This window comes from Catenulispora pinistramenti, assembly GCF_018274385.1.
Taxonomy (GTDB): domain Bacteria; phylum Actinomycetota; class Actinomycetes; order Streptomycetales; family Catenulisporaceae; genus Catenulispora; species Catenulispora pinistramenti.
Genome location: NZ_JAAFYZ010000291.1, coordinates 1 through 11380, shown reverse-complemented (window position 1 = coordinate 11380; position 11380 = coordinate 1). Strand labels below are relative to the sequence as shown.

At 71.0% G+C, this 11380-nt stretch carries 7 protein-coding genes and 2 pseudogenes; 6 read left to right on the top strand and 3 right to left on the bottom strand.

The genetic code is table 11. The features are described 5' to 3' along the window. From KGQ19_RS44065 to KGQ19_RS44045, 5 genes and pseudogenes are all read left to right on the top strand, one after another. Nucleotides 1–208: pseudogene (locus KGQ19_RS44065) on the top strand (transcriptional regulator); the annotation flags it as partial. A 1-nt stretch (nucleotide 209) separates the two neighbouring features. Next, nucleotides 210–1490 (top strand): MFS transporter, encoded by a 1281-nt coding sequence (locus KGQ19_RS44060; RefSeq protein WP_212020823.1) that lies wholly within the window; start codon nucleotides 210–212, stop codon nucleotides 1488–1490. A gap of 125 nt (nucleotides 1491–1615) precedes the next feature. After that, nucleotides 1616–3532, top strand: coding sequence for a hypothetical protein (locus KGQ19_RS44055; RefSeq protein ID WP_212020821.1), 1917 nt, complete (start codon nucleotides 1616–1618; stop codon nucleotides 3530–3532). Between the two features lie 43 nt (nucleotides 3533–3575). Continuing rightward, a complete protein-coding gene (locus tag KGQ19_RS44050; RefSeq protein ID WP_212020819.1) occupies nucleotides 3576–5150 on the top strand; it encodes an ABC transporter substrate-binding protein in 1575 nt (524 codons plus the stop codon). Between the two features lie 309 nt (nucleotides 5151–5459). Then, nucleotides 5460–5840, top strand: coding sequence for a peptidoglycan-binding domain-containing protein (locus KGQ19_RS44045; RefSeq protein WP_212020817.1), 381 nt, complete (start codon nucleotides 5460–5462; stop codon nucleotides 5838–5840). Nucleotides 5841–5982: 142 nt separating this feature from the next. Here the strand turns inward: KGQ19_RS44045 and KGQ19_RS44040 are convergent, their stop codons facing one another. The 3 genes and pseudogenes from KGQ19_RS44040 to KGQ19_RS44035 form a co-directional block, all read right to left on the bottom strand. Beyond that, entirely contained in the window at nucleotides 5983–8913 is a 2931-nt protein-coding gene (locus KGQ19_RS44040; RefSeq protein ID WP_212020815.1) for an ATP-binding protein, read from the bottom strand. Nucleotides 8914–9042: 129 nt separating this feature from the next. Further along, nucleotides 9043–9123, bottom strand: a pseudogene (locus KGQ19_RS53190) (DNA-binding response regulator); the annotation flags it as partial. Nucleotides 9124–9193: 70 nt separating this feature from the next. Continuing rightward, nucleotides 9194–10246, bottom strand: a complete 1053-nt coding sequence (locus tag KGQ19_RS44035) for an NAD(P)-dependent alcohol dehydrogenase (protein ID WP_212020813.1) — start codon at nucleotides 10244–10246, stop codon at nucleotides 9194–9196. A 149-nt stretch (nucleotides 10247–10395) separates the two neighbouring features. On the opposite strand from KGQ19_RS44035, the gene KGQ19_RS44030 reads away from it, so the two are divergent. Beyond that, complete coding sequence (locus KGQ19_RS44030; RefSeq protein WP_212020811.1) at nucleotides 10396–11229, top strand: helix-turn-helix transcriptional regulator; 834 nt, start codon at nucleotides 10396–10398, stop codon at nucleotides 11227–11229. The last annotated feature ends 151 nt before the right edge of the window (nucleotides 11230–11380 follow it).

The window sequence follows — 11380 nt, the reverse complement described above, 5'->3', positions numbered from 1 at the left end:
GTGGAACGGGCAGGCCGGGCTGGGGCAGGCCAACGTCTACCTGACGTTCGACGAGCTCGCCGGGCTGAACGGCGCGATCAACGACCTGATCATGCGGTACGTCGATGCGCGCCCGATCGACGATCTGGCCTCGCGTCCGCCGGGTTCGGTACCGGTCAACGTCACCACGTTCGTGGTGCCGCTGGGGCAGCCGCCCGAGGAAGCGTGAGATGGGGGCGATACGCCGGCTGCTGGCCGGACGCCGGGACCTGCGGCTGGTCCTGACCGCCGGGCTGGTCTCGGTCACCGGCTACTGGGTCCTGGCGACCGGCCTGGCCTACTGCGTCTACGTGCTGACCGGCTCCACGGTCGCCTCGGCGGTCACGGTCATGGCGACGTTCGTTCCGCAGGTGTTCCTGGGACCGCTCGCCGGGGTGTTCGCAGACCGCTGGGATCGCAAACGCACCATGGTCGCGGCCAATGTGCTGCTGGCTGCGGGATTGGCGCCGCTGCTGCTGGTCCACGACCGGGGCCAGGTGTGGATCGTGGTCGCGGTGCTGGTGTATCAGGGGGCGGTCAGCCAGTTCTTCGCCCCCGCCGAACAGGCGATGCTGCCCCGGCTCGTGGCCGAGGGCGAGCTGCTGACGGCGAACACGCTGGTCGCGCAGGGCCGTGACCTGGCTCGCCTCATCGGTGCCGCGCTCGGCGGTGTGCTCGCCGCGGCCGGCGGCATCAGGGCTCTGGCGGTCGCCGATGCCGGGAGCTTCGTCGCCGCGGCCGCGTTCACCGGCTTCGTCCGCACCAGCGGCCGGGTCGAGGCCGAACAGCACGCCCGGTATGTCGCGGACGTCGTCCGGGAGCTGGGCGAGGGTCTGCGGCTGACCCTGGAGCGGCGCGTTCTGCGGGTTCTGATGGTCTTCGTGCTGCTGACCGGCATCGGCGAGGGCGTCATGGGCACGCTGTTCGCGCCGTTCGTGCGGCAGGTGCTGCACGGCGACAGCCGGGCGTACGGGCTGATCGCGGCCGTGCAGGCGATCGGCGGGATCCTCGGCGGCGTGGCTGTCGCAGTGCTCGGGCAGCGGGTGCCGCCGGGGCGGCTGCTGGGCTTCGGGGCGTTGCTCTTCGGCGCGGTCGACCTGGCGATCTTCCTGTATCCGCTGGGCTACACGGCCATCTGGCCCGCGGTCCTGGGCATGATCGTGGTGGGCCTGCCCGGCGCGTTGACCGTGGCCGGCATGTACACCCTGTTCCAGCAGCACACCGCGGACGCCTTCCGCGGCCGCGCCTTCGGGGCGCTGGTCGGGGTGGAAGGGATCTGCCAGCTGGTGGCCACCCTGGCCGCCGGCTACCTGGCGCAGGCGATGGGCATCGTGCCGGTCCTGGTCTTGCAGGGGGTGTGCTATCTCACGGCCGGACTCACGGTTCTCGTGGCCGTCCGCGAGCGGGTGACGTTCAGCCCCGCCGCCGCCGACGGCCGCATTTCCCCCGCACCAAACTGGCAACCCTATTAGGGCTCTGATTCCCTGCGCGGGCGCCTGGCCCGACCCTATACTCAACGCCACGTCAACCGCGCGCGACCAACTGAGCACCATACGTATCCGTCGGGCACCTGGGCTGTTGCGGGGAGGAGCCGTCCATGTTGTACGGCCGGTCGAACATCTTTCGGTACGCGCGGGAGGCGCTGGCGCGCCATGGCGTCCCGGCCCGCCCGTTCCCGATCGTGCCGCTGATCGGCCCGCACGGGTCCGGCGGCACCGCGGTCCTGCGGCAGCTGCGGCAGCTGGGCGCCGAGCATCCCGGTGCGGCGCTGAACCTGGACGGTGTGCAGGACGTCGGCAGCGTGGTGTTCGCCGCGGTGCACGAGTTGGGGCGCCAGCACATCCACGGGATGCGGCGGGTACGGCGCTTCCCGCGGCTCGCGGTGGTGGCGGCGGCGCTGAGTTATGCCGGGACCGCCGAGGACGTGCCGGCGTTCCGGGCGCACGTCCGGGACAGCTTGGGCACCGGCGACATCGAAGCGACCGTCGCGTCCTGGACCGATCGGGCAGCCCCGCTGGTGGCCGTCACCGGGCAGCCTGATCTGACCCGGTTCCTGGCCGACGTGCTGGGCTCGCTGCTGTCCGGGGTGAAGGCCAGGCGGGTCGACGGGCTGGCCGCGTCGCTGGGCGGGTACAACCTGCTCAGGAAGCAGACGAACACCTGGCGCGAGGGGCTGGACGGCGACCTCGGCCGGTCCGCTCAGCACCAGGTGGACCGGCTCCTGGTGGCCGCCTTCATCGGCGATCTGCGGGCGGATTTCAACCGCGGGCCGTGGTTCGTGCAGCGTCCCTCGAACGCCTTCCTGCTCTTGGACAACTGCGACAAGGACATCGCCCGGCAGTTCCTGGAGCACATAGCCGGCGTCCGCGGCGCGGCCTACAAGGCCCGGGTCCGCGCCGATCCGCTGCTGGTGATCGCGGTGCAGCACGGCACGTATCACGACAACGCACAGCACCCCATCGCCTCGACCGATCCGGCGCTGCGATTTGTCAGACCGGACAGGAAAGCCCCCTACCCGGAACATGCCCGGCTGTGGTACCCGGTGGCCTTGTCGCCGCTGATCCGCGAGGACGTGCAGGAGCTGATCGGGACCAGCCCGCGCGGGGACCTCGCGCAGGACGTCACGTTCCTGCTCGCGATCACCGCGGGACATCCGGCGGCCACCTCATTGCTCACGAAGCTGATGGCGGAGCTGGGCCGCTCGACGTTCGCCGCGCCGGGCGTCCTGCACCGGGCGCTGCCCGACGATCTCGAACTGTCTTTCATCCGCCGTTCGCAACGCGGCGGCACCGTCGCCGACGTCCTCATCCGGACTCTGCTGGGGTTGGACCCGGCGCCGGTGTCCGGCACGGCGCCGACCCTGATCGCCCGGTTGGCGGCCTGCGCGGCGGCGGTTCCGCTGGATCCGGAGGCCGCCAAATCCGTCTACGGCTTCAACAGCTGGCCGGACACCATCAAGGAGGACCTGTCGGTCCTCGGGGCGGGCTTGTGGCTCACGCCGCCGCCGGATCCGACGGCGGCGGGACCGATCCTGCCCGGTACCCAGTTGCATCCCCTCATCGTCCGCTTGCTGCGGCACTGGCTGGCGCGCTCGCCGACGCTGTGGGCCGATGTCCACCGGGCCTATGCGAGGTACTACGACAACCAGCACGACGCGCGGTATCTGACCCACACGCTGGCTTTGGTGGAGCCGACGAACCGGGCTCCGCTGACCGACGTGGTCGCGCGATTGGAGCACGAGGTCGCCAACGGGCTGAAAACGCAGTGGCACGGGCTGCTCGGCCAGGCCACCGCCGTCCCCGGTCGGCTACCCGTATCCGACAACCCGTCCGCCACGGTCAACTTGATCGCCGGGCCCGCCGTGACCAAGCCGTCCCTGAGCCTGTCGATCGCGCGCCTGACCGTCGCCAAGTGGCTGCACGACGACATCCTCATGGACCCCGGCAGGCAGCTGGAGCCCATCGTCAACATCGAGGACGTCTTGGTGGGCACCCACTTCCCGCCGCCTCGGTGAGCACCGCGACCGGACGTCGAACGACGGATAGGAAGGCCCGCTCATGCATCCAGGCCCGGAAGTACACGACGGCCCGATCCGGCGGTGGTACCACGCTCTGTCCCAGCTGCAGAAGTGGCTCGTGCAGGGCTTGGCCGTGCTGCTCGCCGTAGGCCTGGTCGTGGTCGGCTTCCACCTGCCGGGTTTACTCAGACACCCTTATTGCGCGGACAGCGGTGCGACGACGGTCAAGCACGTCTCCGGGGAGTGCATCGGCGTCTCGGACGGCAGCTACGTCTTCGCCCCGGAGCTGGCCGGTGTCGAGCACGCGATCCGGCAGGAGAACCAGATGGTCACGGCCCAGCACCCCGGCGAGTACGTCAGCGTCGTGGTGCTGCTGCCGATCTCCGACAGCAGCGGCAGCATCGAGGCGATGTCGAACGTGGTGGAACAGCTGCGCGGCGCCTACATCGCGCAGTACAGCGCCAACCGCAAGCCGGTGGACGGCATCGTGCCGGCGATCCAGCTGCTGATCGGCAACGACGGCTACCAGGCCAACCAGTGGCAGGCCGCGACCCGGATCATCCAGGACACCCAGCGGCGGACCCGCCTGGCGGCGGTCAGCGGGCTCGGCGTGAGCCTGTCCACGACGGTCGCCGCGGCCGACTACCTGACCGGCACCGCCGGCATCCCGGTGGTCGGCGGCACGGTCACCGCCAACGAGTTCGACAACATCAGGGACTTCATCCGCGTGGCCCCCAGCAACCACGACACGATAGCGGTGGCGGTCCAGTACGCCGACAGCCGGCAGTTCAAGAACGCCGTCCTGGTCCAGGACGAGAACACCAGCGACGCCTACGACAGCACCCTGGTGGCCGGCTTCGAGCAGTTCGCCGACTCCAGCCACGCGCTGGTCGGCCGGGAGACGTTCGTCAGCACACCGCGCACCCAGGCCACGACCGATCCGCAGCGGGTCCAGGCGGACCTGATGATCCGGAACCGGATCAGCCAGATGCCGCCGGACATCTGCACCGCGCAGCCCGCCGCCGTGCTGTTCGCCGGGCGCGGCGAGGACCTGGCCGAGCTGGTGGCGGACCTCGCGGACCGGCCGTGCCTGAACACCCCGATCACCATCATCAGCGGCGACGACGTCACCAACCTGACCTTCACCCCGGCGGTGAAAAGGGGACTGGACACGAATGTGACGGTCGACTACGCGGGCATCGCCAACCCCGGCGAGTGGACCGCCCCCAGCCCCGACCCGGCGACGACCGCAAAGGGCGCCCAGGGCTTCGCGACGTTCAGCGGCTACGCCGGACAGCTCTTCCCCGGTCTGCCCCTGTCCGACGGCAACACTATGACCGCCTACGACTCGATGCTGTCCGCGATCTCCGCGATCCGGCTGACCTCCCAGCCGCAGCCCACGCTGCAAGCGGTCGCCGGGGAGCTCGGCGCGCTGCACGGCTCGAACGAGGTGCTGGGCGCGAGCGGGCCGCTGGACTTCTACGCCGACTACGACACCAGCAAGACCGGCAGCGACCCGGACGGCAAGGCCATACCGATCCTGCGGCTGGGGACGGACGGGCAGTCCAGTGTGCTGACGATGGAGGTGCCGAAGAGCCAGGTCACCGGGAAGTAGGGCAGCAAACGGGGGCGCCTCCCGCCGTCGGTCCCGGGCTGAGGACGCGACGGCGGGAGGCGCCGCGTTCGGGTCCGGCGCCGTCCGAGGTTGTCCGGCGTTGTCCAGCGTTGTCCGAACCGGGCCGCGCGCCGCCGCGTGTATCGCAGACTCCTGAGAGCCACCACACCGGATCCAGACCGGGTGCGGGGGATGCGGGCACGTCGGCTTCCGCGCCGATGCGTCCGGGTTCGTGAGGATGGCCCACGCGAACAACGTCCGATCGGCGACGGTCTGCTGTCAGACCGATCGCCACAGGGAGGGAATCGAATGCGCAGAATCCGCAATGCCGCGATCGCAGCCGTGGTCACGGCGGCTGCCGGCCTGATCGCTGTCCCGGCTGCCCAAGCCCGGGTCGGCGCCGGTTGGGTCGGCAACGGTGAGACCAACAACCCGCACGCGGTGTGGTGCGTGCAGAACATGCTCGACGGGCTCGGCTACAACGCGGGCGCCACGGACAGCCTTTGGGGACCGAACACCAGGGCGGCGGTCCTTCGCTTTCAGACGGCCTACCGTTCCGTCCTCGGTACCCCGGACGCGATCGTCGGCCCGAGCACCGGTGACGAGCTGCTGGACGTCTGGGCGGCGACCGGCCATTCCAACGGATGGGGCGGCTACTGCGGCTACTGGCTCCCCACGACGCACAACTGAGGCACCGCGCCCGAAGGCGTGATTCATGAACCCTCGGATGGCCTGCGTCTGTGCAAGCCATCCGAGGTGTTCCTTGACGCTGGAGCCGGGCACCGCGTGGCTGTGCCGTCCGCCCGCCCGGACTGCACAGCCACTTTGATCGTCAGCCGTAAGCCACGAGACAGGCACGCGCCGGACCGGCCTCGGGGACTCCGAGCTGTTCGAACAGCTCGGCGGCGGTGTCGAGGTGAGGCCAGGCTTCGGCGTCCCGGTTCAGGGCCCGGAGCGCGGCGCCGGTTCCCTGCTCAGCGCGCGCCTGCTCATACGGGTTCGCCTCGATCGCCACGGCCAGCGCCTTCCGGTGGTGGCCGAGAGCGGCGTCCGGTTCGCCGAGGGCGAGCAGGATCTCGCCGAGGCTGTTGTGGACCGCCGGCTCGTTGCCGGGTTGCCGGTACTCGCGGCAGATGGTCAGTGCCTGGCGGCAGCAGAACAGTGCGGCGGCGAGCTGGCCGCCGCTGAAGTGGATCATGCCGAGGGTGGTCAGCGCCGCGGTCTGCTCGTTGTGGTTGTCGGTCGCGCGCGCCAGTTCCAGTGCTTGTTTGGCCTGCGCTTCGGCGGTGGCCCGGTAGCCGGCGCGGGCGTGGACGGCGGCCAGCGCGTCCAGGATGCTGGCCAGATTGTGGCGGTTGTCCAGTTCCTCGGCCAGGGCCCGGGCGCGACCGAGGAAGGACAGGGCTTCGGCGGCGTGGCCGACGCGGTGGTGCAGGCGGCCGAGGTTGTTCAGGACCACCGCTTGCTCGCTCTTCTCACCGACGGCGACGCGGAACTCGAGGATCTCACTGAACAGCTTGATCCCTTCCTCGTACTGCCCCATGTCGCTCTGCAGGAGTGCGAGATTGCCCAGGGCCATCAGTTCGAGGTGTTTCAGGTCCAACTCGCGGGCCAGGTCGGTGGCCATGCGCAGGTGCTGTGCGGCGCATTGCAGGCGGCGCAGCCGGTAGTTGGCGCCGCCGACGCCGTTGAGGGTCAGCGCCTCGCCGGGCCGGTCGCCGGTTTCGCGGCGGATGAGCAGCGCTTGTTCGAAGCATTCGAGGGAGTCTTCGTAGCGGGCGGCGGAGTCGTGGGCGACGCCGAGGATGTGCAGGAGTTCGGCTTCGGCGAAGCGGTTACCGAGGCGGCGGGCCGCGGTCATGGCGTTGGCGGTGGTGTCGAACCAGTCGTCAAGGTAGCGGCGGGTGTAGAAGAACCTCCATATGGTCACGGCCAGACGCCACGCGTGTTCGGACGACCTTCCCGGCGTGCTGTGCGCGTTTGATGCCCTTGATGCGCTTTGGGCCGCGTGCCGGACCGCGTCGACCAGTCCGGCGCGCGAGGCCTGCAACCAGGCGCTGGCGTCGTGGACGCCGCTGAAGTTCGGCCCGACCACGGCCGGCACCGGGATCCGGTCCGGCAGCTCGCGTCGTTCCGGGGCGACGTGGTCCATGGCGGCGCTCGCGGTGTGCAGGCGCCAGTCGGCCAAGGCGGTCAGGGCAGCGCTCCGGTCGGTTTCGGCGTCGACAGCGAACGCGAGCTCTCGGGCGTAGTCGCGCAGCAGGTCGTGCATCCGGTAGCGGTCCGCCGGGCCCACGTCGAGCAGGTTGGCGTCGGCGAGGGTGTCGAGCAGGCGGCGGGCCACGGCCGCGGACACACCGGCCAGGTTGGCGGCAGCGAAGACGTCGATGTCCGGGCCCGGACACACTCCCAGCAGCCGGAACAGGCGGGCGGCGGCGTTCGGCAGGACCCTGACCGACCAGGAGAACACCGCCCGGACGTCAGTCAGCGGGTCCCCGCCGGCACCCAGGGTGTCCAGCCGCCCGGCCTCGTCGGCGAGTTCCGCGACGGTGCCGGCGAACGTGCCCGCGCGGCGCCGGCCGACACGTTCGGCCGCTACGCACAGCGCCAGCGGAAGGGCGGCGCACAGCCGGATCAGATCGGCGGACGCCCGCGGTTCGCTGAGCACCCGGTGCCGGCCGAGCAGCTGCTCCAGCAGGCCCAGCGCCTCGGCGTCGGTGAGCCGCTCCAGGGCGACACGGCGCGCGCCGTCCCGGGCCACCAGCCCGGCCAGGCTGTCGCGGCTGGTCACCACGGTCAGGCAGCCGGCGGTGCCGGGCAGCAGCGGACGGACCTGCTCGGCGGAGCGGGCATTGTCCAGGACGACGAGCACGCGTTGGTCGGAGAGCAGCGTGCGGTACAGGGCGGCGCGGCCGTCCAGGTCGGCGGGCACGCTCTGGGCGCCGAGGGCCCGCAGGACTTGTTCGAGGGCGACTTCCGGGGACATGGGTTCGCCGGGGTCGTAGCCGCGGAGGTTGAGGTAGAGCTGGCCGTCGGCGAAGCGGTGGCGGACGGTGTGGGCCCAGTGGATCGCGAGGGTGGTTTTGCCGACGCCGGCGGTTCCGGCGATGACGGCTACCGCGACGGCTTCGGGGCCGTCCTCACGTGAGCGGTCGATCGACGGGTCGAGTAGTCGGTTGAGCTCGGCGAGCTCTGATGTGCGGCCGGTGAAGGCTGCGGTGTCGGTGGGCAGTTGCTGCGGGCCGGGGCCGGGGCTGAAGCCGGTGGCCGGGCTGGGGCTAGAGCTAGTGCCCAAGCGTGGGCCTGGGCCTGGGCTAGAAGCAGTGCCCGGGCCTGCGCTGGAGCCAGTGCGCGGGCCGGGGCCGGGGCCGTGGCTGCCGCTTTGGCCGCCGCTCTGCCCGCCGCCGCTCTGCCCGCCGCCGCTCTGCCCGCCGCCGCCTGCTTGAGTACCGCTGTGGTCTCCGCTGTCCTGCGGCCGCGGGTCGTGGTGCTCCTCGCAGGCTTGCTCCCACGCATCAGCCCACTGCCTGGCCTGCGCAGGTGTCGCCCCCAGCGCCAGCACCACGGCGTCGAGCAGATCCGGCGGCATGAGCGTGGCCCCGGACAGATAGTCCGACAGGGTGCTGCGTGGGATTCCGGTGGCGGCTGACAGCTCCCGGAGCGAGACCCGTGCCCGTCCCGTGCCCCGCGCCGCTCGCTTGCGCCAGCGGTCCAGCTCGTTCAGCAGCTCGGTCTTCTCAGTCTTCGTTTGTGGTACGTCCACGTTCTCTCAGCCCCCCGGCATCCGACCGTTTCCGGCTTTTTCAGCATGGCAGGGGAACAAGTGCCGGAGCAGACTTCGACCCGAGTTTGGGACGGTCTGAAGGCTCCACCGCGAGCGCCGACGGCGACCTCACCCGGGAACGATCAGCCCACTCTCGTAGGCGGTGATGACCAGCTGCGCCCGGTCCCGGGCATCGAGCTTGGTCAGTATCGGACCCCGGCGAGCAGTTCGCTCGGCGGGGCGTCCTTGAGCAGGAACCCGCTCGCACCCGACTACGCCGCTATCGACGCGAGGCGACCTCAAGCACGAACCGGTACCTGACATCCCCGGCGGCCAACCGGTCCAGCGCCGTGTTGACCTCGGCGATCGGCAGCACCTCGACGGTCGCGGTCACGTTGTTCGCGGCGCAGAAGTCGAGCATCTCCTGTGTGGCGGCGATGCCCCCGCTGCCGGCGCCGGCCAGCCGTTTACGCCCGAACAGCAGCGCCTGCGGGTCGAATCGCAGCTCCGGCACTATGCCGAGGGTGCACAGGGTCCGGTCGAACCGCAGTGCTGTCAGGTATGGCGAGAGGTCGTGCGGGCGGGGCACGGTGTCCAGGATGAAGTCGAACCTGCCGCGCTGGGCGGCCATGGCTTCGGCGTCGCCGGATAGCACCACGTCGTCGGCGCCGAGGTCGAGCAGGTCCTTCGCCTTGGCCGGTGAGGTGGTGAAGCCCACGACCTCGGCGCCGAGTGCTTTGGCCAGTTTCACCGCGACGTGCCCCAGTCCGCCCAGGCCGATGACGCCGACGGTCTGGCCCGGCCCGACCTCCCAGCGTCGCAGCGGCACCCAGGTGGTGATGCCCGCACACATCAGGGGGGCGGTGCCGGCCGGGTCGAGGGTGGCCGGGCGGCGGTAGACGAACGCCTGGTCGGCGACGTATTCGTCGCTGAAGCCGCCTTGGGTCATGGACCCGTCGTGCCGGTCGCGGCCGGCGTAGGTGAGTGTCGGGAACTGCACGCAGAACTCCTGGTCGCCGCCGCGGCAGGCCTCGCACGCGCCGCAGGAGTCGACGATGTTCCCCACGCAGACCGGGTCGCCGACCGCGAACGCGGTGACCGCGCTGCCGACGGCGACCGCCTCGCCGACGATCTCGTGTCCCGGGACCAGCGGGAACAGCTCCGGCCGCACGTGCCCGGGTCCGGGGCGCACGGCGTCCAGGTCGGTGAAGCACACCCCGGCGTGGGTGACGCGCAGCGCGACGTCGGTGGGACGCAGTTCGCGCCGCTGGAAGCGCCACGGCGCCAGCGCCGCTCCGGGGGTGTGGGCGGCCCAGCCGTTGACTGTTCGCATTAGTCCGTCTCCTGTGGTGATCGCCGATCGGCTACTCCCCCATGCTGTGGCCGCGCCGCGCCGGGCGACTATCGGTGGCTGATGCCTGGGAATGACAGGGCCACCCTCGTCGCGGGGACCCGGCCCATCACCGGACGTAGCCTGAAGGCATGGACAACGCCGCACTCGCCGAGTTCCTGCGGGCCCGCCGGGCTGTACTCCGGCCCGAGGACGTGGGCCTGGACGAGGCCGCCGGCGATGCCCGGCGGCGCGTGGCCGGGCTGCGGCGTGAGGAGTTGGCGATGCTGGCCGGGGTCAGTGCCGACTACTACGTGCGGCTGGAGCAGGGACGCGGTCACCGGCCCTCGGACAGCGTGCTGGAGTCGCTGGCCAGGGCGTTGCGGCTGGACGGGGAGCTGACCGAGCACCTGTACGCGCTGGCCCGTCCGACGCCGGGCGGCACCCGCGCCCGGGAACGGGAGCCGGTGGCGGACACGGTGCAGGAGCTGCTGGACGCCTGGACCACCACGCCGGCGACCGTGACCAGCCGCAGACTGACCGTCATCGGATCGAACGCGCTGGCCTGCGAGCTGGCCGACTGCTACGCGCCGGGCACGAACCTGCTGCGCGCGTTGTTCCTGGACCCCGGCACGCACCAGACCCACGTGGACTGGCACACGGCGGCCTCGGACGCCGTCGCCAACTTCCGGGCCCGGATCGGCACCGAGCGAGACGATCCGGAACTGGCCGCGCTGATCGGCGAGCTGTCGCTGAACAGCCAGGACTTCCGGGAACTGTGGGCCCGCCACGACGTGCGCACCACCACGGCCGGCGCCAAGAGCTTCCGGCATCCGGAGGTCGGCGTGATCAGCCTGCTGTTCCACGCCATGGCGCTGGAGCACGGCCAGGTCCTCACCGTCCTGCACGCCCGGCCGGGCTCATCGGACGAGCAGTCCCTGGCCCTGCTCGCCACGATGACCGCGACCCGGCAGCAGCGCCGGTGATCAAGCACGGTAACCGAGTACCGGTGATCAAGCGCCGGTGATCAGAGGCAGTCGGCAGCAAACAAGCACATGCGGCAGTGCCCGCCGGTCACACCCGGTACCGCAGCCGAACGGCAACAAATCAGAACCCAGAGAACCCCGACCCGTCGCC